Source organism: Micromonospora sp. NPDC057141, assembly GCF_042670805.1.
Lineage (GTDB): Bacteria > Actinomycetota > Actinomycetes > Mycobacteriales > Micromonosporaceae > Micromonospora.
Genome location: NZ_JBHUVA010000065.1, coordinates 15,618 through 38,214, shown reverse-complemented (window position 1 = coordinate 38,214; position 22,597 = coordinate 15,618). Strand labels below are relative to the sequence as shown.

The 22,597-nt window shown below is 71.9% G+C and carries 21 protein-coding genes and 1 pseudogene; 16 read left to right on the top strand and 6 right to left on the bottom strand.

Annotated elements, in window-relative coordinates:
- Positions 1-101: 101 nt before the first annotated feature.
- The 4 genes from ACFT41_RS25240 to ACFT41_RS25225 are packed head-to-tail and all read left to right on the top strand — an operon-like array spanning position 102 to position 4,455.
- Positions 102-1,403: a nucleotide disphospho-sugar-binding domain-containing protein gene (locus ACFT41_RS25240; protein WP_377582833.1), complete on the top strand. Its 1,302-nt coding sequence runs from the start codon at positions 102-104 to the stop codon at positions 1,401-1,403.
- A 45-nt stretch (positions 1,404-1,448) separates the two neighbouring features.
- A complete protein-coding gene (locus ACFT41_RS25235; protein ID WP_377582831.1) occupies positions 1,449-2,675 on the top strand; it encodes a nucleotide disphospho-sugar-binding domain-containing protein in 1,227 nt (408 codons plus the stop codon).
- Positions 2,663-3,853 (top strand): nucleotide disphospho-sugar-binding domain-containing protein, encoded by a 1,191-nt coding sequence (locus ACFT41_RS25230; protein WP_377582829.1) that lies wholly within the window; start codon positions 2,663-2,665, stop codon positions 3,851-3,853. The genes ACFT41_RS25235 and ACFT41_RS25230 overlap by 13 nt, the downstream gene beginning before the upstream one ends.
- A gap of 2 nt (positions 3,854-3,855) precedes the next feature.
- The gene (locus tag ACFT41_RS25225; RefSeq protein WP_377582827.1) at positions 3,856-4,455 is read left to right on the top strand and encodes a dTDP-4-dehydrorhamnose 3,5-epimerase family protein; all 600 of its coding nucleotides are present in this window, start codon (positions 3,856-3,858) and stop codon (positions 4,453-4,455) included.
- Here the strand turns inward: ACFT41_RS25225 and soxR are convergent.
- Positions 4,442-4,921 (bottom strand): redox-sensitive transcriptional activator SoxR, encoded by a 480-nt coding sequence (soxR, locus tag ACFT41_RS25220; RefSeq protein ID WP_377582825.1) that lies wholly within the window; start codon positions 4,919-4,921, stop codon positions 4,442-4,444. The genes ACFT41_RS25225 and soxR overlap by 14 nt on opposite strands.
- Complete coding sequence (locus tag ACFT41_RS25215; RefSeq protein ID WP_377582823.1) at positions 4,918-5,523, bottom strand: TetR/AcrR family transcriptional regulator; 606 nt, start codon at positions 5,521-5,523, stop codon at positions 4,918-4,920. Before ACFT41_RS25215 ends, soxR begins: the two co-directional genes overlap by 4 nt.
- A 145-nt stretch (positions 5,524-5,668) precedes the next feature.
- On the opposite strand from ACFT41_RS25215, the gene ACFT41_RS25210 reads away from it, so the two are divergent.
- From ACFT41_RS25210 to ACFT41_RS25155, 12 genes are all read left to right on the top strand, one after another.
- A complete protein-coding gene (locus ACFT41_RS25210) occupies positions 5,669-7,252 on the top strand; it encodes an MDR family MFS transporter (protein ID WP_377582821.1) in 1,584 nt (527 codons plus the stop codon).
- Positions 7,253-7,598: 346 nt separating this feature from the next.
- The gene (locus ACFT41_RS25205) at positions 7,599-8,750 is read left to right on the top strand and encodes a nucleotide disphospho-sugar-binding domain-containing protein (protein WP_377582819.1); all 1,152 of its coding nucleotides are present in this window, start codon (positions 7,599-7,601) and stop codon (positions 8,748-8,750) included.
- A gap of 14 nt (positions 8,751-8,764) precedes the next feature.
- Positions 8,765-9,826, top strand: coding sequence for a glucose-1-phosphate thymidylyltransferase (locus ACFT41_RS25200; protein WP_377582817.1), 1,062 nt, complete (start codon positions 8,765-8,767; stop codon positions 9,824-9,826).
- Positions 9,823-10,803, top strand: coding sequence for a dTDP-glucose 4,6-dehydratase (gene rfbB / locus ACFT41_RS25195; RefSeq protein ID WP_377582815.1), 981 nt, complete (start codon positions 9,823-9,825; stop codon positions 10,801-10,803). The genes ACFT41_RS25200 and rfbB overlap by 4 nt, the downstream gene beginning before the upstream one ends.
- Positions 10,800-11,825, top strand: a complete 1,026-nt coding sequence (locus ACFT41_RS25190; RefSeq protein WP_377582813.1) for an NAD-dependent epimerase/dehydratase family protein — start codon at positions 10,800-10,802, stop codon at positions 11,823-11,825. Before rfbB ends, ACFT41_RS25190 begins: the two co-directional genes overlap by 4 nt.
- A 1-nt stretch (position 11,826) precedes the next feature.
- Positions 11,827-13,137, top strand: a complete 1,311-nt coding sequence (gene rfbH, locus ACFT41_RS25185; RefSeq protein ID WP_377582811.1) for a lipopolysaccharide biosynthesis protein RfbH — start codon at positions 11,827-11,829, stop codon at positions 13,135-13,137.
- Positions 13,137-14,387: a nucleotide disphospho-sugar-binding domain-containing protein gene (locus tag ACFT41_RS25180; protein WP_377582809.1), complete on the top strand. Its 1,251-nt coding sequence runs from the start codon at positions 13,137-13,139 to the stop codon at positions 14,385-14,387. The genes rfbH and ACFT41_RS25180 overlap by 1 nt, the downstream gene beginning before the upstream one ends.
- On the top strand, positions 14,384-15,205 hold the full coding sequence (locus tag ACFT41_RS25175; protein ID WP_377582807.1) for an NAD-dependent epimerase/dehydratase family protein: 822 nt from the start codon (positions 14,384-14,386) through the stop codon (positions 15,203-15,205). The genes ACFT41_RS25180 and ACFT41_RS25175 overlap by 4 nt, the downstream gene beginning before the upstream one ends.
- A gap of 10 nt (positions 15,206-15,215) precedes the next feature.
- A complete protein-coding gene (locus ACFT41_RS25170) occupies positions 15,216-16,619 on the top strand; it encodes an NDP-hexose 2,3-dehydratase family protein (RefSeq protein ID WP_377582805.1) in 1,404 nt (467 codons plus the stop codon).
- Positions 16,620-17,606, top strand: coding sequence for a Gfo/Idh/MocA family protein (locus tag ACFT41_RS25165; RefSeq protein ID WP_377582803.1), 987 nt, complete (start codon positions 16,620-16,622; stop codon positions 17,604-17,606).
- Between the two features lie 65 nt (positions 17,607-17,671).
- Complete coding sequence (locus ACFT41_RS25160) at positions 17,672-17,926, top strand: hypothetical protein (RefSeq protein WP_377582801.1); 255 nt, start codon at positions 17,672-17,674, stop codon at positions 17,924-17,926.
- A gap of 54 nt (positions 17,927-17,980) precedes the next feature.
- Complete coding sequence (locus ACFT41_RS25155; RefSeq protein WP_377582799.1) at positions 17,981-19,594, top strand: FAD-dependent oxidoreductase; 1,614 nt, start codon at positions 17,981-17,983, stop codon at positions 19,592-19,594.
- 52 nt (positions 19,595-19,646) lie between these two features.
- Here ACFT41_RS25155 and ACFT41_RS25150 read toward each other — a convergent pair whose 3' ends face one another.
- From ACFT41_RS25150 to eis, 4 genes and pseudogenes are all read right to left on the bottom strand, one after another.
- The gene (locus tag ACFT41_RS25150; RefSeq protein ID WP_377582932.1) at positions 19,647-20,057 is read right to left on the bottom strand and encodes a nitroreductase family deazaflavin-dependent oxidoreductase; all 411 of its coding nucleotides are present in this window, start codon (positions 20,055-20,057) and stop codon (positions 19,647-19,649) included.
- Positions 20,058-20,150: 93 nt separating this feature from the next.
- Positions 20,151-20,708: pseudogene (locus ACFT41_RS25145) on the bottom strand (DsbA family protein); the annotation flags it as partial.
- 68 nt (positions 20,709-20,776) lie between these two features.
- Positions 20,777-21,232: a DUF6069 family protein gene (locus tag ACFT41_RS25140; RefSeq protein WP_377582797.1), complete on the bottom strand. Its 456-nt coding sequence runs from the start codon at positions 21,230-21,232 to the stop codon at positions 20,777-20,779.
- A 109-nt stretch (positions 21,233-21,341) separates the two neighbouring features.
- Positions 21,342-22,535 carry an enhanced intracellular survival protein Eis gene (eis, locus tag ACFT41_RS25135; protein ID WP_377582795.1) on the bottom strand — a complete coding sequence of 398 codons (1,194 nt, stop codon included), beginning with the start codon at positions 22,533-22,535 and terminating at the stop codon, positions 21,342-21,344.
- Positions 22,536-22,597: the final 62 nt, after the last annotated feature.

The window sequence follows — 22,597 nt, the reverse complement described above, 5'->3', positions numbered from 1 at the left end:
GCCCTGCTGGTCGTCGTCGTCACCGGCGTGGCCGGCTTCCTGGTCGCGCTGACCGGCCTGTCACCGCTGGCCCGAAGGGCCTGAGCCGAGAAGGGATTCCCATGCGGGTCCTGTTCGTGACCTTTCCCGCCACCGCCCACCTCTTCCCGATCGTGCCGCTCGCCTGGGCCCTGCAGAGCGCCGGCCACGAGGTGCTGGTGGCCAGCCACAGCGGGGTCGTCGAAACAGACATGACGGCGACCATCGCGGGCACCGGGCTGACTCCGGTGCCGCTCGGGGCCCGGACGGAACTGCCCGCGCTGGCGCGGATCAACGCGGCCACCGACCAGTCGAACCGCCCGACCCTGGCGCTCGACCCCGACGACGGCGGCGACTGGGAACGCACCCGGTCGTACCTGGTCGGACTCTTCTCGCTCTACTACCCGGCGCCGGAGGCGGGCCAGCGCTGGCCGATGGCCGACGCGCTGGTGGAGTTCGCCCGGTCCTGGCGGCCCGACCTCGTCCTCTGGGATCCGCTGTGCCCGCCGGCCGCGATCGCCGCGCGGGCCTGCGGGGCGGCCCATGCCAGGGTGCTCTGGGGCCGCGACCACCTGGCCTGGATGCGGGAGCGGGCCGTCCGGGCCGGGGGGACCGACCCGCTGGTCGAGTGGTTGCGACCGTTGCTGGACCGCTACGGGGACACCTTCGACGAGGAGGTGCTCGCCGGTCAGTGGACCCTCGATCTGGTTCCGGAGCGGCTTCGGCTGCCCGCCGACCGCCGATACGTCCCGGTCCGCCGGGTGCCGTACACCGGCGGCGGGCTACCCGACTGGCTGGCCGGTCCGCCGTCGCGCCCCCGGGTCTGCCTCACGCTGGGCGTCAGCACCCGCAAGCTGTTCAGCGAGCACCAGGGGTTCTCCGTCAGGGAGCTGCTCGCCTTGGTGGCCGACCTCGACGTGGAGCTGGTCGCCACGCTGAACGACGCCCAGCTCGCCGGGGCCGGTGAGCTCCCGCCGAACGTCCGGGTCGTGGAGTACCTGCCGCTGACCCTGCTCCTGCCGACCTGCGCGGCGGTGATCCACCACGGCGGCGGGGGCACCTACGCCGCCGCCGTCGCCCACCAGGTTCCACAGCTGATCCTGCCGGTGCCCAAGTGGGACGAGACGGCGACCGCGCGGTACGTCGTGGAGCGCGGCGCCGGCCTGCGGGTGGACGAGCCGTTCACGGTGACCGACGTCCGCGCCGCCCTGCTGCGGTTGCTGCGCGAACCCCGGTTCCGCGACGGCGCCCGCTCCCTGCACCGGGACATGCTCGCCACGCCCTCCCCGGTGGCCACGGTGCCGGTGCTGGAACGCCTCACCGGGCGGCACCGGCGATTCGCCACCGCACCGACGATGGGCGGCACCGGCCGGTCGCCGCGCTGAGGCGACCCCGGACCGACCCCGACCCTCTACGGACAAGGAGAGCAGATGCGCGTCCTGATGATGTCCACCCCGGTCTCCACCCACTTCGCTCCTCTGGTGCCGCTGGCCTGGGCGCTACGGGCAGCCGGCCATGAGGTGCTGGTCGCAGGCCTTCCCGACATCCTGCCGACGGCCCAGTCGGCGGGGCTGAGCGCGGCGACCATCGCTGACAGGTTCGGCGTCGAGCGGCACATGCTCAACCGGTTGGCCGAGGGAAAACGGTCCCTGGAGTCGGTGCCCCGGCCGCAACCGGCGGAGTACGGCGACTTCGGCCTGGTCTGGGTGGGACAGACCCGGTACGTCACGCCGATGTACCTGCGGTTCGCCCAGGGGTACCGGCCGGACCTCGTCGTCGCGGACCCGTTCGAGTACAGCGCCCTGATCGTCGGCGGTGTGCTGGGCGTGCCGGTGGTGCACCACCGGTGGGGGGTCGACGCCCTGACCGGGGCGGCCCGGATCGCGACCCGGGAACCACTGCGCGCCCTCTGCGTCGAGCACGGGCTCGACGGGTTGCCCGACCCGACCGTGCTGATCGACCCCTGTCCACCGACGTTGCAGGTGCCCGAGGTGGAGCGGGGCTGGCCGATGCGGTGCGTGCCGTACAACGGCCCGGCGGTGGTGCCGCAGTGGCGCGCCGACGAGGTGCGCCACCACGGCAGCGGGCCGGTGCCGGGGCGGCAGCGGGTGGTGGTCAGCCTGGGCGGCCGTACCCTGCTGCTCAACGGGGTGCCGTTCCTGCGGCGGATCCTGCTGGCCTGCGGCGGCCTGCCGGAGGTCGAGGTGCTGGCTACCGTCGAGCAGACGTACCGGCCCGAGCTGGGGCCGCTGCCGGCGAACGTACGGCTGATCGACCCGACCCCGCTCGACCTGTTCCTGGGCTCGTGCGACGTGGCGGTGCACCACGGCGGGGCCGGCACCGCCATGACGGCGACCGCCTTCGGGCTACCGCAGCTGGTGCTCCCTCAGATGGCCGACCAGTTCGGGCACGGCGACCGGCTCGCCGAGGCCGGTGCCGCGATCAGCTTCGACACGGTCGCCGAGCAGGACGACGTCGACCTGTTGCGCGACTCGCTGGCGGCGCTGCTGGCCCAACCGGGCTACCGCAGGGCCGCCGCCGAACTCCGGGCGGAGTTGCAGCGGATGCCCACGCCCACGGCCGTCGTCCGCGACCTGGAACGGCTGGTCCGCTCCGGTGCCACCCTGCCGCGGGAGGTCACGCCGTGCGCGTCCTGATGATGGTGACCCCGGTGCCGTCGCACTTCCAACCGCTGGTGCCGCTGGCCTGGGCACTGCGGGCGGCCGGGCACGACGTGCTGGTCGTGGCGCAGCCGGACGTGCTGCCGCTGGTCGAGTCGACCGGTCTGAGCGCGCTCGCCGTGGGTGACCCCTTCCATGTCGACGACCTGCTGTTCGAGACGCTGCCGGCGGACACCCGGCCGCTCGCCGTCCGCCCTCGCCTCGCTCCGCACCTGTTGGGGCACTACGGCCGGCTGTGGGCGACGCACGCCCGCTACCTGCTGCCGGCGTACCTGCCGGTGGCTCGCGAGCTGCGGCCGGACCTGATCGTGGCCGATCCGCTGGAGTACAGCTCGCTGGTGATCGGCGCCGTGCTGGGCGTGCCGGTGGTGCACCACCGGTGGGGTGTCGACGAGATCTCCGGGCCGGCGCGAGCCGCGGTGCGGCCGGTACTGGCCGGAGTCTGCGAGCGGCTGGGGATCGCCGGGCTGCCCGACCCGACGGTCCTGGTCGACCCGTGCCCGCCGTCGTTGCAGCTGCCCGGCGCCGAGCCGGCGATGCCGATGCGGTACGTGCCGTACAACGGGCGGCGGGTGCTGCCGCCGTGGCGGCAGGAGGAGGTGGCGACCCGGTCGACCCGCTCGCCGGGGAACCGGCGGGTGGCGGTCACGATGGGCGGCACGCTGGCTGTCAACGGGGTGCCGTTCGTGCGTCGGGTGCTCTCGGCCTTCGCCGGGATGCCGCAGGTGTCGGTGCTGGCCACGGTGGAGGAGAAGTACCGGGCCGAGCTGGGCGGGGTGCCGGAGAACGTCCAGCTGATCGACAACACCCCGCTGGACCTGTTCCTCGGCTCCTGCGCCGCCGTGGTGCACCAGGGCGGGGCGGGCACGACGATGACGGCGACCGCCTTCGGTCTGCCGCAGTTGGTGCTGCCGCAGCTCGCCGACCACTTCGGGCATGGTGACCGGATCGCCGCGACCGGTGCGGGGATCGCTTTCCACACCGTCGACGAGCAGGACGACGTGGGACTGTTGCGCGAGTCGCTCGCCGCGCTGCTGTTCGAGTCGGCCTACCGCGAGGCCGCGACGGAGCTGCGGGCGGAGATGAGGCGTACCCCCGCGCCGGACACGGTCGTCGCGGAGCTCACCGCCGGCCATTCTGGAAGGACGGACTGACGATGCGTTTCACGGAATCGGTGCTCTCCGGCGTGTTCCGGATCGACGTCAAGCAGTTCCAGGACGCCCGGGGCGCGTTCTACGAGTCGTTCCGGGCCGACGTGTTCGAGGCGGAGACGGGGGTGCCCTTCCTGCCCCGTCAGATCAACTACTCGGTGTCTCAGCGCAACACGCTGCGCGGCATCCACGGTGTGGCGCTCCCACCGGGGCAGGCCAAGTTCGTCAACTGTGTACGGGGCGCCCTCCGTGACGTCGTGGTGGACCTGCGGATCGGCTCACCCACCTTCGGCCAGTACGAGAGCAACCTGCTGGAGGCCGGGTCGGGGCGGTGCGTCTACGTACCCGAGGGGATGGGCCACGGCTTCCTGGCCCTGGCCGACGACTCGGTCATCTGTTACGTGCTCTCCACGACGTACGTTCCCGGGACGCAGATCAACATCGACCCCCTCGATCCGGACCTGGCGATCGGGTGGGGCTACCCGGAGCCGCCGTTGATGTCGGAGGCGGACCGGTCGGCGATGAGCCTCGCCGATGCGCTCGCCGGTGGGGTGCTGGCGCACTGGGACCAGACCCGGCCCCGCGAACGGGTCAGTCGGGAGTGAACTCGTCCTCGTCCGGTGCGAACAGCCGACGCGGGCCCGGTCCTGCCGACCCGAGCCGGTCCATCGGATTGATCATCGGGCAGCGGTCCAGGGACATGCAGCCGCATCCGACACAGTCGGCGAAGTCGTCGCGCAGTTGCTGCAGCTTGCGGAGCCGATCGTCGAGGTCGGACTGCCAGCAACTGGTCATCCGCGCCCAGTCCTGACGGGTGGGCGTGCGGCCCCCGGGCAGCAGGGCCAGCACCTCGGCGACCCCGGACAGTGGGACGCCCACCCGTTGGGCGATCCGGATCAGCGCCACCCGGCGTAGTGCCTCGCGGGGATAGCGCCGTTGGTTGCCGGTGGTGCGGCGGCTGCTGATCAGGCCCTGCCGCTCGTAGAAGTGCAGCGCGGAGACGCTCACCCCGCTGCGGCTGGCGAGTTGGCCGACGGTCAGTTCGTACTGGTCGAGCCGCTGGTCGCTCATCGTTCGCCCCCCTGGTCCGGTGCCGATGCCACCGGGGCCGGTTCCGCCCCGCTGATCAGGCAGATGGCGACGTCGAGGACGGCCCGCTGCTTCTCCTCGGCGTCACCGGGCAGGTCCTGCGTGGCGATCGGGCCGAAGTAGACGGTGAGCAGCGCCGTGATGGCCCGGACGTTCTGGACGAGCGGGGCGTCGGGCTCTACGACGAGCTGCGCCATCGCCGAGACCCGTTCCTGGAGTCGCTGCCCGACCGTGGTCCCGCGCAGGGTCGCCTGGTTCTCCTGCGCGAGGTGCAGCAGGAGGGCCGCCGCGTCGAGGGTGGCGCTGTAGCGACGCAGCAGCTCCTGCCTCGTGGCCATGCCGCGCGGCTGCCGACGCCCCCAGTCGATCAGCTCGTCGAGTCGACGGTAGAAGTCGTCGAAGAGACTGGCCAGGATGTCCTCCTTGGCCTGGAAGTAGTAGTAGAGCGCGGCCTTGGTGATGCCGAGCTGGTCGGTGATGCACCGTAGCGAGGTCTTGTCGTAGCCCCGCTCACTGAACGACTGGAGAGCGACCGCCTGGATCCGTTCCCGGGTGTCCTTGCGACGTGGGGTTGGCCTGTTCATCCGCGCTCTCCTGTCGGGCCCGTGCGCGGGTCGTCCGCAGCGGCCGTCACCGGTCGGGCCCCTTGACGCTTCGTGTTCGACCCTTCTACCGTGACAGCATACTAATTAGCCGGGCGGCAGGTAAATAAGCGGGATGGTGGTCGTGGTGTCGGAACGGGCTCCCGAAGGGGCGGTGTCGTCGGCGACCGAGGTGGAGGCTGGGCCGGGCGCCGGTGGGAGCATCACTCCGGCGGTGGTCGCCCTGGTGCTGGCGATGATGCTCGCGACACTGGACAATATGATCATCGGCACCGCGATCCCCACGATCGTGGCCGAGCTGGGCGGGCTCGACGACCTGTCCTGGGTGATCACCTCCTACACCCTGGCCACGGCGGCCTCCACCCCGATCTGGGGCAAGCTCGGCGACATCCACGGCCGCAAGGGCGTCTTCCTCACCGCCATCGCGATCTTCCTGGTCGGCTCGGTGCTCTCCGGGGTGGCGCAGGGCCTCGGTCAGCTCGTCGGGTTCCGGGCCCTGCAGGGGCTCGGCGGCGGCGGACTGATGGTCAGCGCGTTCGCCATCATGGGGGAGCTGATCCCGCCCCGGGACCGGGCCAGGTACCAGGGCCTGATGTCGGTGGCGATGGGCGCGACGATGATCGGTGGCCCGCTCGTGGGCGGGCTGATCACCGACCACTTCGGCTGGCGCTGGTGCTTCCTGATCAACCTGCCGATCGGTCTGGTGGGGCTGCTTCTCGTGGCGACCGGCATGCGGCTGCCGGCCCGCCGGATCCGGGCCCGGGTCGACTACGTCGGCGCGACGCTGTTGGCCTTCGTGATCTCTGCTGTGGTGCTCCTCGCCGCCTGGGGCGGCACCCGGTACGGCTGGGGCTCCCCGGTGATCGTCGGCCTCGGGCTGGCCACCGTCCTCGCGCTGATCGTGTTCGTCCTGGTCGAGCGGCACGTCCACGAACCGGTGCTGCCGCTGGGCGTGTTCCGGGTGGCCAACTTCTCGCTGGCCACCGCGATCGGGCTGCTGGTCGGCTTCGTGCTGTTCAGCACCATGACCTTCCTGACGCTCTACCAGCAGGCGGTGCAGGGTGCCTCGGCGACCAACTCCGGGCTGCTCCTGCTGCCGGTGCTGCTGTCGATGGTCCTGGTCAACGTCGTCGTCGGGCAGTTGATCACCAGAGGGATGGGGCTGCGTACGGTCCTGCTCGTGGGCAGCGCACTGATGACCGTCAGCCTGCTGCTGATGGTCAGCATGGACACCGGCACCGTCCGGGCGCTCTCCGTGGCGTACATGGTGCTCCTCGGCGCCGGACTGGGCTTCCTGATCCAGGGCAGCCTGCTGCTCTCGCTGGAGAGCGTGGCCGCGCGGGACCTCGGGGTGGCCTCCGCCACGGCCACCTTGTCCCGCACGGTCGGGGGCACCGTCGGGGTCGCCGCCTCCGGGGCGCTCTTCGCCCAACAGGTCCAGCACTCCCTCGCCGAGCGGGCCGTGGCCGCCGACCTGGCCGGCAACGCCGCCCAGCTCACCGCCGCCAGCATGGCCAGGCTGCCCGAGGCCGCCCGCAGCGCCTACGAGTACGCCGTGGCCGACGGGACCCGGCTGGTGTTCGTGTTGACCGCCGTGTTGAGCGGGGCGTCCCTGCTCGCCTCCTGGTTCATTCGCCAGCAGGCGGCGAGCGCCCCCGGGGTGGAGACCGTGGTCCGGCCGGGCGACGCCGTGGCGAGCGACGCCTCCTGAGCCCGCCGGGGCCGCGAGCCCCCGGTTCCACACCGCCGGCCGGTGACCCTGTGTGGTCAACGGTCGGCGGTTGAACGTTTGCTGCGGCGGCAGCCGGCCGGACCGGCCGGGTGACCGGTGGCGGACCCGTCGACGGCCGCGTCGCTGTGCAACTGCGGCACCGTCCGGCGCTTGACGCTGCGGCGGGTATCGAAGAGATTAGCTTTCAGTATCGGCCCGGTGCGTGTTCGTCCCCCGACCCGCCGGCCCGTCCGTCTTTCCCCCTCACCTCTTGCCCCCTGCGGTCGCCCGGCAAACCCGCGCGACCGTGTTCGCCGTCCGGGGCCCAGATCGGCGGGAGTCATCGTTGAAGATCCTGTTCATCGCAGGCGGCAGCCCGGCGACCGTGTTCGCCCTCGCCCCGCTCGCCACGGCTGCCCGCAACAGCGGCCACCAGACGTTCATGGCAGCCACCGACGACATGATGCCGGTCGTCACCGCAGCGGGGCTGGCCGGCGTACCGCTCACCGGGCTGCCGATCCGGCACTTCATCACCACCGACCGCACCGGAAAGGCGCTCACCATCCCGGCCGACCCGGCCGAGCAGGCCCGGTTCACCGGGGCGTGGTTCGCCCGGATGGCCGTGGCCAGTCTGCCCGCCCTGCTGGAACTGGCCGCCGGCTGGCGACCGGACGTCGTCGTCGGCGGCACCATGTGCTACGCGGCGCCGCTGCTGGCGGCCCGGCTGGGCATCCCCCACGTCCGGCAGGCATGGGACGCGGTCGAAGCCACCGGCATCCATCCCGGCGCCGACGACGAACTCCAGCCCGAACTTCGCGAACTCGGCCTCGACCGGCTGCCCGAGCCCGACCTGTTCGTCGACATCTGTCCGCCGAGCCTGCGCCCGGCCGACGCCGGCCCCGCCCAGCAGATGCGGTTCGTGCCGGCAAACGCCCAGCGGGCCCTCGAACCCTGGATGTACCGGCGGGGCGACCGGCCCCGGGTCTGCGTCACCTCGGGCAGCCGGGTGACCCGGGGGCGCAGCTACGACCAGAACTACGAGTTCCTGCGGGACCTGATCGGCCGGATCACCACGCTCGACGTCGAACTGGTGGTGGCGGCCCCGGAGGAGGTGGCCGAAGGGCTCCGCGCCGAGTACGGCGACCTGCGCGCCGGGTGGGTCCCGCTCGACGTGGTGGCCCCGACCTGCGACGCGCTGGTGCACCACGGTGGCGGGGTGACGAGCCTGACGGCGCTGGCCGCCGGGCTGCCCCAGTTGCTCATGCCCAAGGGCGCCGTGCTCGTCGAGCCGGCACGGCGCATCGCGCGGCAGGGCGCCGCCGTCGTACTCGCCCCCGACCAGGAGACCACCGAAATGATCACGGAGAAGTGCCGGGAGATCGTGACGACCCCGTCGTACCGGACGGCGGCCGTCGCCCTGTCCCGTGAGATCGCGGCCATGCCGCCCCCCGCCGATGTCGTCGGCGCTCTCGAAAAGCTCGTCCAGACGCCAGCGTGAGGAGAGAACCCGCCATGAAGGCTCTTGTCCTGTCCGGCGGCGCGGGCACCCGCCTGCGGCCGTTCAGTTACTCGATGCCCAAGCAGTTGATCCCGATCGCGAACAAGCCCGTACTGGAGCATGTCGTGGCCAACCTCCGCGACCTCGGGGTCCGCGAGATCGGCGTGATCGTCGGCGACTGGGGGCCGCAGATCGCCGCGGCGCTGGGCGACGGCTCCCGGTTCGACTGCGAAATCACCTACATCCGCCAGGACCAGCCGTTGGGCCTGGCCCACTGCGTACGGCTCGCCCACGACTTTCTCGGCGACGACGACTTCGTCATGTACCTCGGCGACAACATGCTGCCGCAGGGGATCGGGGAGATCGGTCAGGAGTTCCGGGACAACCGGCCGGCGGCGCAGGTGGTGGTCTACAAGGTGGCCGACCCCCGCGCCTTCGGGGTCGCCGAGCTGCTGCCCGGCGGGGCCGTACGCCGACTGGTCGAGAAGCCGCAGGAGTACGTCAGTGACCTGGCCCTGATCGGGGTCTACTTCCTGACCCCGGCGATCCACGAGGCGGTCGCGGCCATCGAGCCGAGCGCCCGGGGCGAACTGGAGATCACCGACGCCATCCAGTGGCTGGTCGCCCGGGGCGACACCGTCCGGGCCAGCGAGTACGGGGGCTACTGGAAGGACACAGGCAACGTCGACGACGTCCTCGACTGCAACCGGGAGCTGCTCGACGGGCTCACCCGGGCCGTGGACGGCGAGGTCGAGGAGGCGGAGCTGATCGGCCCGGTGGTGCTGGAGCCGGGGGCATCGGTGACCCGTTCCCGGATCGTCGGACCGGCCATCATCGGCGCCGGAACGGTGGTCGAGGAGAGCTACGTCGGGCCGTACACGTCGATCGGCCGCGACTGCGTCCTGCGTGGCACCCACATCGACTACTCGATCGCGCTCGACGGTGCGCGGATCGTGGAGGTGAAGGAGTTGCACGGTTCGCTGATCGGTCGGGCCGCCGTCGTGGACGCGGCCAGCGGCACCGCCGCGCACCGGCTGGTCATCGGTGACCACACCCGGATCGTGGTGGCGGCATGAAGATCCTGGTAACCGGGGCTGCTGGCTTCATCGGCTCGCACTACGTCCGGACCTTGCTCAGCGGCGGCTACCCGGGATTCGAGGACGCCCGGGTGACCGTGCTCGACAAGCTGACCTACGCCGGGAACCGGGACAACCTTCCCGCCAGCCACCCCCGGTTCGAGTTCGTCGAGGGCGACATCTGCGACCTGGAGCTCCTGTGCGACCTGCTCCCGGGGCACGACGCGGTGGTGCACATGGCCGCGGAGTCCCACGTGGACCGGTCGATCGAGGCTGCTGCCGACTTCGTCCGGACCAACGTCGGCGGCACGCAGACGGTCCTGGAGGCGTGCCGGCGCGTCGGCGTCGAGCGAATCGTGCACGTCTCCACCGACGAGGTGTACGGCAGCATCGCGCAGGGCTCGTGGACTGAGGAGTGGCCGCTCGCGCCCAACTCCCCGTACGCGGCGTCGAAGGCGAGCTCCGACCTGATCGCGCGGGCGTACACCCGTACCCATGGGCTGAACCTCTCCATCACCCGGTGCTCCAACAACTACGGGCCGTACCAGCACCCGGAGAAGCTGATCCCGCTGTTCGTGACGAACCTGTTGCAGGGCCGGACGGTGCCGCTCTACGGCGACGGTGGCAACGTGCGGGAGTGGCTGCACGTCGACGACCACTGCCGGGGGATCCAGCTCGTGCTCGCCCAGGGCCGGGCCGGTGAGGTCTACAACATCGGCGGCGGCAACGAGTACACCAACCTGGAGATCACCGAGCGGCTCCTGTCGCTGTGCGGGGCGGACGCCTCGATGATTCGCCGGGTACCCGACCGCAAGGGGCACGACCTGCGGTACTCGATCGACGAGAGCAAGATCCGTGAGCAGCTCGGCTACGCGCCGGGCATCTCCTTCGACCAGGGGCTGGCCGACACGGTGGCCTGGTACCGCGACAACCCGGGCTGGTGGAAGGCGGACCGTCCGGTCGGATCGGCGGCATGACCACAGGCTTCTCCGCCACCGCCGGGCGGCCGGGCTCCGCCTCCGCCGACCGCGCCGGCTCGGTGGTGGTGCTCGGTGCGACCGGGTTTCTGGGCGGTCATCTCCGCTCCGCGTTCGCGGCGGCCGGCTGGCGGGTGCTGGGGGTCTCCAGCGGCGGGGACGGAGCGGGGACGGTCGGGCTCGACCTCACCCGGGACGCGGCCGGTCGGCTCGGCGCCCTCCTCGCGGAGGCCGACGCCGATGTGGTGGTCAACGCCGCCGGCCGGGTCTGGCAGATGACCGAGGCGCAGATGACCGAGGCCAACAGCGACCTCGTCGCCACGGTCACCCGCACACTGCTGGCCTGGCGGTACGGCTGCCGGCTGATCCAACTGGGCAGCATCCACGAGTACGCCCCGGGGGTGTCGGGCCGGGGGACGCCGGAGCGCTGGCCCACCGCGCCGGTCACGCCCTACGGGCGATCCAAGCTCGGCGGCTCGCAGGCGGTCCTGCGGGCCCACGCCGACGGCCTCGCCGGGACGGTCCTGCGCGTGGCGAACGTGTACGGGCCGGGCACCCGGCGGGGGAGCCTGCTCGGCGCGGTCGCCGCGCACCTGGCCGAGGTCGCCCGGAGCGAGCGGACCGGGTCGGCGACGGCGCTGCGGCTGCCCCCGCTGGACGCCCGGCGGGACTTCGTGGACGTCCGGGACGTGGCGGACGCGGTGCTGGCCACCGCCACCGCGCCCGCCGCCCGGGTAGCCGGCCAGGTGATCAACGTCGGCTCCGGGGTGGCCCGGCCGGTGCGCGGCATCGTCGACCGGATGATCGCGCTCAGCGGTCTCCCGGTCGAGGTGGTGCCGTCGGAGCCGGCCGGGTCGGCGGCCGGGGCGCGCGTCGACGTCGAGTGGCAGCAGTTGGAGATCGATCGCGCGGAGCGGCTGCTCGGCTGGCGTCCCCGTCGCGGGCTTGACGAGTCATTGCGGGACCAGTTGACGGCGGCGGGTGTCCCGCCGACGGCGCGGGCCAACAGAGAAGGGAACTGACGTGCAGCTCAGCGACAAGAAGACGCAGCTTCTGGACGACGTTCGCAAGTACCACCACGAGGCCCAGCCCGAACGGGCCTTCGTGCCGGGGGTGACGGAGATCTGGCCGTCCGGGGCGGTGCTCGACGAGAGCGACCGGGCGGCACTGGTCGAGGCCGCGCTGGACATGCGCATCGCGGCCGGAGTCAGCTCGCGCCGGTTCGAGTCGCAGTTCGCCCGCAAGATGAACCGCCGCAAGGCGCACCTGACCAACTCCGGGTCGTCCGCCAACCTGCTGGCCATCTCCGCCCTGACCTCGCACGTCCTCGGCGATGCCCGCCTGCGGCCGGGCGACGAGGTGATCACCGTGGCGGCGGGCTTCCCGACCACGGTGAACCCGATCCTGCAGAACGGCCTCGTGCCGGTCTTCGTCGACGTCGAACTGGGCACGTACAACACCACCGCCGACCGGGTGGCGCAGGCCATCGGCCCGAAGACCCGGGCGATCATCATCGCGCACGCCCTGGGCAACCCGTTCGAGGTCGCCGAGATCGCCGAACTCGCCACCGAGCACGAGCTGTTCCTCATCGAGGACAACTGCGACGCCGTCGGCTCCACCTACCAGGGCCGGCTCACCGGTACGTTCGGCGACTTCACCACGGTCAGCTTCTATCCCGCGCACCACCTGACCATGGGTGAGGGTGGCTGTGTCCTCACCGCCAGCCTGGAGCTGGCCCGGATCGTGGAGTCGCTGCGCGACTGGGGTCGGGACTGCTGGTGCGAGCCGGGCGAGAGCGACAAGTGCCTGAAGCGGTTCAAGTACCAGATGGGCACCCTGCCGGCCGGGTACGACCACAAGTACATCTTCTCCCACGTCGGGTACAACCTGAAGGCGACCGACATCCAGGCCGCCCTCGGGCTGACCCAGCTGGCCAAGCTCGACGAGTTCTGCGCCGCCCGGCGGCACAACTGGCGGCGGCTGCGCGCGGACCTGGACGGCACGCCGTGGCTGATCCTGCCGGAGGCGACGCCGGGCAGCGACCCGAGCTGGTTCGGCTTCGTCCTCACCGTCGCTCCCGATGCCCCGTTCGGCCGGGCGGAGCTGGTGGACTTCCTGGAGTCGCGCAAGATCGGCACCCGCCGGCTCTTCGCCGGCAACCTCACCCGGCATCCCGCGTACGTGGACCAGCCGCACCGGGTGGTCGGCGACCTGACCAACAGCGACGTCATCACCGAACAGACCTTCTGGGTGGGCGTCTACCCGGGGCTGACCGACGAGATGATCGACTACCTGGGCTCCTCGATCCGCCAGTTCGTCAAGGCCCGCAGCTGATGCGGGTGATGGTGGCGGTCTCCGACTGGACCACCCACTGGCTCAACGTGGTGCCGCTGGCCTGGGCGTTGCAGGCCGCCGGACACGAGGTGCGACTCGTCTGCCCGCCGTTGCAGACCGAGCCGGCCAGCCGGGCGGGGCTGGTGCCGGTGGAGATCCTGCAGCCGGGCGAGCTGGTCCCGAAGGCCCGGATGCACAACCACGTCAACGCCCGCGCCGGCCACTGGCCGTACGCCCACCTGCCGCCGGACGTGGTGACCGGCGAGCCGGTCGCCGCCCTGGCCGACTTCGACCCGTTCGAGTGGATCGGGGAGCACAAGACGCGGATGATCGAGTCCGCCACCCGCAGCGCGGACGCGGCCGTCGACTTCGCCCGCTGGTGGCGGCCGAACCTGGTGCTCCACGACCTGATGTGCGTGGAGGGTCCGCTGGCCGCCCGGGTCCTGGGTGTCCCGTCGGTGCTGACCCTCTGGGGGCCGGTCGGTCCCGACGACGAGGTGCCCGGGGTGCCCGGACTGCGCTTCCTGGCCGTCGACGTCAGCCGCGCGTTCCAGCGCCACGACGTGGGCGAGTGGGGGCCGGACGCGATCGGGCACGTGCTCGACCCGTGCCCGCCGGGGCTGCGCCCGAGCCTGCGGGCCGACACCCTGCCGATCCGGCAGGTGCCGTACAACGGCCCCGGGCCGTGGCCCCGGTGGTTGCAGGAACCGCCGGCACGACCGCGGGTCTGCGTGGTGTGGGGCACCTCGGTGAGCACCGTCTTCGGTGCCGGCTCGTTCCCCGTCCCGCGTCTGGTGGAGGCGTTGTCCGAGCTGGACGTCGAGGTGGTGTTCACCGTCACCGGGCCGGATCACGACCGGATCGGCCACCTTCCGGAACGGATGCGGGCCGTCCGTAACGTGCCGCTGCACCTGCTGCTGCCGACCAGCGACCTCGTGGTGCACCACGGCGGCGGGGGTTCGACCATGACCGCGCTCGCCGCCGGCGTACCGCAGCTCGTGCTGCCGCCCGGTGGCGACCAGGAGCTGATCGGCGCGCGGATCGAGGCCGCCGGGATCGGCCGGACCCGGCACAACGCGGTCGCCGACGCCGGTTGGCTGCACGCCGCCACGGCGGCCCTGATCGGCGAGCCCGGCTATCGGTCCGCGGCCGACCGACTGCGGCAGGAGGCGGCCGACCGGCCCACCCCGTCCGCCGTGGTGGCCGACCTGGTGGCGTTGGCCACCGTCGGCAACTCGCCGCGTCCGTGACCAACCGGCGCCGCCGCGACCGGCGTACCCGCGCGGCGGCGCCCGACAAGTCAGGAGTCCGGATGGACATCATTGGACGGGGCTTCCTCGCCCAACATCTTCAGCCGGTGGCCGATCGGCACCCGGACACGACGGTGCTGGCGGCCGGGGTCTCCTGGGCGGCGGGCACCTCGGCTGCGGACTTCGCCCGAGAGACCGCCCTGTTGGACGAGACGGCCCGCCGGTGCCGGGACGCCGGCCGCCGGCTGCTGTTCTTCTCCACCGCAGCCTCCGGGATGTACGGCGCGGTCGAGGGACCGGGCCGGGAGGACCAGCCGGTGGTGCCGTGCACCCCGTACGGCACCCACAAGCTGGCCCTGGAGGAGCGGCTGCGGGCCAGCGGGACGGACTATCTGGTGCTGAGGCTGGGACACCTGGTGGGCCCCCGGCAACCTCCGCACCAACTGGTTCCGACGCTGGTCCGGCAGATGCGCCAGGGCACGGTACGGCTGCACCGGGGCGCGGCCCGGGACCTGATCGACGTCCGCGACGTGGTGACGATCCTCGACCGGCTGCTCGAACTCGACCTGTCGGCGGGGACCGTGAACGTGGCCTCCGGTGAGGCGGTGCCGGTGACCCGGATCGTCGACCACCTGCAGTGGCGGCTCGGCCTGCGGCCCGAGCGCGAATACCACGACGTCGGGGTGCACCACGTCATCTCCATCGACAAGCTCCGCCACCTCGTACCCGAGGTCAAACAGCTCGGCTTCGACGACACCTACTACCGACGGGTGCTCGACGCGTACGTGGCGTCAGAGACCGCCGTCACCGACGCATGAGGGAGTGGACGTGCCTTCTGGAATCGTAACGGCGCCCGTCGTGTCGCCACCGGTACGGTCCCGGTACGACGCCGACCTGTCGGCCCGGATCGCCGCCTCGGCCGCCTCGTCGCAGGGTGCGCACCTGGCCACCGAGGACTTCACCGGCTGGCTGGCCGAGCGGGCCCGGACCAACCGGTTCCGGGTGGACCGGATCCCGTTCCGGGACCTGGACGCCTGGTCGTTCGACGAGCGGACCGGCAACCTCGGCCACCGTAGCGGACGGTTCTTCAGCGTGGAGGGCCTGCACGTCACCACGGACGGCCCGGCGGGCGAGTGGCATCAACCCATCATCCGGCAGCCCGAGGTGGGCATCCTGGGAATCCTGGCCAAGGAGTTCGACGGTGTCCTGCACCTGCTCATGCAGGCCAAGATGGAGCCGGGCAACCCGAACCTGATGCAGCTCTCCCCGACCGTGCAGGCGACCCGGAGCAACTACAGCAGGGTGCACCAGGGCAGCGACGTCCGCTACATCGAGTACTTCACCCGGGATCTCGGCCGGGGGCGGGTGCTCGCCGACGCCCTCCAGTCCGAGCACGGGTCGTGGTTCTACCACAAGAGCAACCGCAACATGGTCGTCGAGGTCACCGACGACGTACCGGCGCACGAGGACTTCTGCTGGCTCACCCTGGGGCAGATCGCCGAGCTGTTGCACCGGGACAACGTCGTCAACATGGACTCCCGTACGGTCCTGGCCTGTCTGCCCTTCGACGACGGGGAACGGTTGGCGCTGCACCCGGACGTCGACGTGCTCTCCTGGTTCACCGCCCAGCGGGCCGGGCACGACGTGCACGCCGCCCGGGTCCCCCTGGCCGGTCTGCCCGGCTGGGTACGTGACGAGGACGCGATCCGGCACGAACAGGACCGGTACTTCCAGGTCGTCGCGGTGTCGGTGCTGGCCGGCAACCGGGAGGTGACCCGCTGGACGCAGCCGCTCTTCGAGCCCTGCGGCACCGGCGTCACCGCGTTCCTCTCCCGCCGCATCGGCGGGGTGCGGCACGTCCTGGCGCACGCCCGGGTGGAGGGCGGGTTTCTCGACACGATCGAGCTCGGCCCCACCGTGCAGTACACGCCGGGCAACTACGCCCACCTCGACGCGGCGGCCCGGCCGCCCTACCTGGACCTCGTGCTCGGCGCTGATCCGGGCGCCGTGCGGTACGAGGCCCGGCACTCGGAGGAGGGCGGCCGGTTCCGTAACGCCGAGAGCCGTTACCTGGTGGTCGACGTCGACGACGCGCAGGTGCCGCTGGACCCGCCGCCGGCGTATCGCTGGATCACCCGCGGCCAGCTCACCTCGCTGGTCCGGCACAACCACTACGTGAACGTGCAGGCGCGCACCCTGCTCGCCTGCCTCAACGCGATGGGGGACGACTAGATGGATCCGCTGCGCGTCGGGGTGCTGGGCTGTGCCGACATCGCCCGCCGTCGGATGCTGCCGGCGTTCGCGCGGGTGTCCGACACCGAGGTCGTCGCGGTGGCCAGCCGGGATCCGCAGCGCGCGGCCCGGACCGCGCGGGAGTTCGGCTGCCGTCCGCTGACCGGGTACGCGGCCCTGCTGGACCGGTCCGACGTGGACGCCGTCTACGTGCCGCTGCCGCTGGCGTTGCACGCCGAGTGGGTGGAGGCGGCCCTGCGGGCGGGCAAGCACGTCCTGGCCGAGAAGCCGCTGACCGACGACCCGGACCGGACCGCCGCGCTGGTCGACGTGGCCGCCGCCGCCGGCCTGGTGCTGATGGAGAACGTCATGTTCGTCCATCATGCCCAGCACGTGGTGGTGGCCCGGCTGCTGCGCGAGGGTGCCATCGGCGAACTGCGCGCCTTCGAGTCGACGTTCACCATTCCCCGGCTGCCCGACGACGACATCCGCTACCGCGCCGACCTCGGCGGCGGCGCGCTCTGCGACGTCGGGGTGTATCCCGTCCGGGCCGCCCTGCACCTGCTCGGTCCGGACCTGACGGTGGCCGGGGCGGTGCTGACGGCGGGTGCCGGGCGGACGGTGGACACCGCCGGAGCGGCGCTGCTCCGGACCCCCGACGGGGTCACCGCCAGCCTGGTGTTCGGCATCGAGCACAGCTACCGCTCCCGGTACGAACTGACCGGCAGCACCGGCCGGATCGTCCTGGACCGGGCCTTCACCCCACCGGCGGACCACCGGCCGGTGGTCCGGGTGGAACGGTTCCACGGTACGGAGGAACTCCGGCTGGAGCCGGACGACCAGGTTGTCAACACGGTTACCGCGTTCGTCACGGCGGTCCGGTCGGGTGCCGAGGGATCCGCCGGGCTCCAGGAGAGCCTGCGGCTGGCCCGACTCCTGCGTGACGTGCGGCGGGCCGCCGGGTCGCCGGTGGGTGCGGACAGGTGAGCGGTGCGGCTGCTGGACATCGACTGTCGGTCATCCAACCCAAGGCGTACGGGAGGGCGTGACGCGTGATCGACTCGAACTCGCCCGGCACCGGCCGGGCCGCCGGAGGCAGCACCGGGCCCGACGAACTGACCACACTGGCAGCCGTTCTGTTCGGCTGCATGGTCAACGGCATCGCCCCGACGGGGCACGCCGACGGCGCGCTGCGATCGGTGGGTGGCCTGTCACCTGGCCAGCCGGGACCAGCGACGGCGCGTGACCGCCCAGCACGGAACGACGGCCCCCGGCCGTTCGGCACCGGTGCCGGTGCCGGTGCGTGACCGCTCAGCAGCAACGACCACATAGATATAGATAGCGAGAGGGTGCGTGAAATCTTGGACAAGTTGACCCGCCGAGGGTTGTTGGGTGCCGGTGGGGCCGCGACGGTCGCCGGTCTGGTGGTAGCCGATCCCGCTGCCGCCCAGCCGCGTACGGCTGTCGGGGATCTCCTGGTCGCGCAGGCGGTGACCGTGGGACCGAACGATCCGCAGTACGCCGACCTGGTGAATCGGGGGTACAACAAACGCTTCGTGGGCCAGCCGGAGTCGGTCCGGATCGTGCACTCGGCGGCACAGATCGCCGCAGTGCTGGAGGAGGCGGTCGCCGCCGGCAAGCGGGTGGTCGTGCGCAGTGGCGGCCATTGCTTCGAGGGGCTGGTGGACGACCCGGCGGTGCAGATCATCATCGATGTCTGCGAGATGAACGCCGTCTATCACGACCCCGCCCGCCGGGCCATCGTGGTGCAGGCGGGGGCGACCCTCGGCCAGGTGTACCGGACGATGTTCTACAACTGGGGGGTGACCATCCCGGGCGGCATCTGCCCCGGGGTCGGGGTCGGCGGCCACGTGGCCGGCGGCGGGTACGGGCCCCTGTCCCGCCGGCACGGCCTCGTCGTCGACCACCTGTACGCGGTGGAGGTCGTCACCGTCGACGCCAACGGCCGGGCCAGGACGGTGGTGGCGACCGCCGAGCCCGACGATCCCAACCGGGAACTGTGGTGGGCGCATACCGGAGGCGGCGGAGGAAGCTTCGGCGTGGTGACCCGGTACTGGTTCCGTAGCCGGAACGCGACGGGCCGGTCACCGCAGCAGTTGCTGCCCGCCGCGCCGGCGGCGATGCTGTCGAAGTCCGTCAGCTGGTCGTGGGAGCAGCTCACCGAGGCCGACTTCACCCGCCTGGTCCGCAACCACGGGCAGTGGAACGCGGCCAACGCCGGGGCGAACGCGCCGGCGTTGCACAGCGGCCTCCATCTCAACCAGAAGGCGGTGCAGCCCGGCCTGGTCACCGCCATCGAGCTGGTCGCGCAGATCGACGCGAACGTGTCGGGGGCGGAACAGATCCTCGACGACTACATCGCGGCGGTCGGCGCCGGGGTCGGGGTCACACCGACCGTCGTCCGCAAGCTGCAACCGTTCATCACCTTCGTCTTCGACTACAAGACCGACCTCGGCGAGTACGGGCGGATCAAGAACAAGAGCGCGTACCTGCGGACGGCGTGGAGCGATGCCCAGGTCGCCACCGTCTACCAGCACCTCACCGGCCCGCTCATGGGCGGCCTGCTCTCCGTCCTGCTCTACTCCTACGGCGTGAGGGTGAACACCGTCGCCTCCTCAGCGACGGCCGCCGCCCAGCGGGACTCGATCATGAAGGCGTGGTACTCGGTCTTCTGGGCCGACCCCAACCTCGACGGGTACGTCCTCAACCAGATCCGGGCCCTCTACCGCGACGTGCACGCCGACACCGGCGGCGTGCCGTTGCCCAACGCCCACACCGACGGCTGCTACATCAACTACCCCGACCTGGACCTGGTCGACGAGGTGTGGAACACCTCGGGCCTTCCGGCGCCCCAGCTGTACCACCGGGGCGGATACTCGCGTCTGCAGGCCGTCAAGGCGCAGTGGGACCCACGTGACGTCTTCCGGCACGAGTTGTCCGTGAAGCTGCCATGACCGGGACGGGTGGTTCCCAGGAACGGGACCGTCCTGGGAACCACCCGTCGACTCAGTCCTCCCGGCGTGGCTCCAGCACGACCACCGGGATCCGGCGGTTCGTCTGGGTGGCGTACGTGTCGTACCGAGGGAAGATCTTGGCCATCAGCTCCCACAGGCGGGGCCGTTCGTCCCCGGTGACCGTTCGCCCGGTGGCGGTGAACTTGTCCGCCCGAACCTGGACGTCGACCTGCGGGTGGGCGACCAGGTTCCGGTACCAGTTCGGGTCGGTGGCGGCTGCACCGTTGGAGGCGACCAGAACGTACCGGTCCCCGTCGCGTCCGTAGATCAGCGGGGTGCGGATCGGCCGGCCGGTGCGCCGGCCGAGGGTCGTCAGCAGCAACGTCGGGAACCCGTAGTAGTCGTGGCCGTCGGCCCCGTCGGTGGCCAGGTACCGCCGGATGTGCGCCTGGACGTCGGGCAGCGGACTGTTGAGTACCCCGTCCGTCCCCGGCTTGCCCGCGCCGGCCCCGGCCGTCGCCGGGCCGCCCCCGGTGGCGGCGACCAGCGCCCCGTAGAGGACATCCTCGGGCTGTTCACCGACCATCGGTGGCCCGCCGCCCTCGATCCGCAGCACCGGCACCCCGGTGATCCCTGCCTCCCGGACCAGGCGCAGCGCGGTGCGGACATCCTCCTCGGCCGAGTCGTCACGGACGACCCCGACCTCGGCGGCCAGCCGGTTCAGGGTCTCGGCGTCGCCGATGTTCCGCCCGTCGGTGAAGTGGGCCCTGAACAGGCGCTCCACCATCGCCTCTCCCCGGCCCTGCGCGGCGGCCTGGGCGATGAGGCGGTGCGCCTCGAAGGTGCCGGTGGCGATCGCCCGGTCGTAGTGCAGCTCCAGACCGTCCCGGGCAGCCGCGGCGACGAGGTGCCCGAGCTGCTGCACGGTGCTCTCGCCGAACGTCTGGCGGAGCGCCTCGATCAGCGGCATTCCCTCGGTGGGGGCACCGGGCGCCAGCTCGAACGGCGCGAACCTGACGGTCACCTCCCCGCCCTCTTCGCGGACCCGTTCGGCGGCCCGGACCAGCCGGGTGAAGCCGATGTACGAGTGCACACAAATGAGGTCCAGCACCATGTCCACCTGGACCTTGGCGTTTCCGATCGTCATCTGCCCATCTCCAAACCTCGAACTTGGCAGGGCCGTCAGCCGATCCGGGCCGCTCGGGGCAGCCCCGGGATGAACACGGCCCCGACCACGAGGTGCAACCCGACGAGCACCAGGATGTTGGTGGTGCTGAAGCCGGGCATCCGCCAGGGAAGGGTGATCAGCAGGAACAGGGCCGCGACCACGGTCCAGATCAGCGCTCCCCGCCGCTTGAGGATCTTCTCGGCCGCGGCGAGCGAGAGCCACCCGGCCAGGCCGGCGAAGAGCGTCGCGAAGATCACCGCGCCGAGGGTAAGGTCGATCTTGGTGTCCGATCCGTACTGCTCGGGCACCGACACCTCGGCACCGAACACCGGTACGGCGAGCACCCAGACCAGGGCCGCCGCCACGACGCCCGCCAGGACGACGAGGGCCCGGTTGCGGATTCGCTTGGCCCGTGGCAGCGGCGTGGGCTCCTGGGGGGTGATCGCTGCCTCGTGCTGCTGATCGGTCATAACTGGCTCCATCGAGATCTCAATCGACTTAACAATACGATTCTGCAACCTTGAGTGCGATTGAGGTCAATGCGTTTTCCGGGAGTCGTCGCGCCGGGGCGAAGCAGGGTCAGAAGTCCGCGTACAGGTAGGGCAGCCGGCGGGGGAAGAGCCGGCGCAGCTCGGCGGCGGCGTCCGCCGGCACCCGGCCCAGGCCGCGGACGTCGACCTCCGCCGGGTCCAGCACCCCGTACGCCAGGGCGGAGAGCCCGGCGGCGGTGAGCGTCGCGGCCGGCACGGACCCGGCGGTGGCGCCGTCGAGCAGCTCCAGCCGGCCGGTCGCGCCGTCGAGCAGGTGGGTGCCGGCGAGCCACCGGTCCCCGGTCAGCTCCACCCGGACCCGGCCCGGCCCGGCGGGGAGACCGGCCAGCGCGTCGAGCGCGAGCAGCCGGGCCATCGGCGCGGACGAACCGGGTCGGGCGACCCGTGCCTCGACGTGCACGGCCAGATCGGTCAGCCACAGCTCGGGCAGCTCGTCCGCCGCGATCAGCAGGCGGACCCGCTCCACCTGGTCGACGTGCCGGGCGAGGAACTGGAGGATCAGGGCCCGGGCGTACGGGTCGGCGACCAGCAGGTCGTCGCCGGCCAGCTCGCCGCCATGGTCGTCGATCCGGTACGTGAACACGCCGACCGTCTCGCCGTCGACGCGGGCGGTGACCTGCCACCGGTCGTCGTCGTCGCGTTGCCGCACCGCCCGGGTCTCGGGGAAGATCGCGAACCCGTGCCGCTCGGCCAGACAGCGCTCGGTGAAGGCGCGGTGGTCGGCGTACCCGGCGCCGCTGCGGCCCCAGGCCAGTTCGCCGGGCAGGTCGGCGCGGAGCAGCGGGGCCAGGTCGGCCGGGGCGAAGGCGGCCGTACGCGCCCGGGGCAGGCCGACGTACCCGAAGCGCTCGTAGAACGACGCGCGGAACGGGTACAGCGCGGTGAGCGGGTGCCCCTCGTCGCGCATCTCGTCGAGAAGCTGGCACAGCATGGCCCGGACGTGCCCGCGCCGCCGCGCCAGCGGGTGCGTGGCGACCCCGGCGACCCCGGCCATCGGCAGCACCACCCCGCGCAGGTTCTGCCGCATCGGAATGGCCGACGCCGTGGCCAGCGTCTCGCCGCCCTCCTCGGCGACGAGGGTCCGGGTGGCCTCGTGGTAGGGCAGGTAGCTGTGGAACTCCTCGGCCCGTCCGGGCCGCATGGGGGACGCCTCGAAGGCGTACGCCTGGAGCGGGAAGGAGGTGGTCGGCCGCTCGGAGTTGGTCACCCGCCGGATGGTCATCCCCCCATCCCAACCCGCCCCGCCGACCCACGCAACCGGATTGCCGACGACCCGCAGGGTGC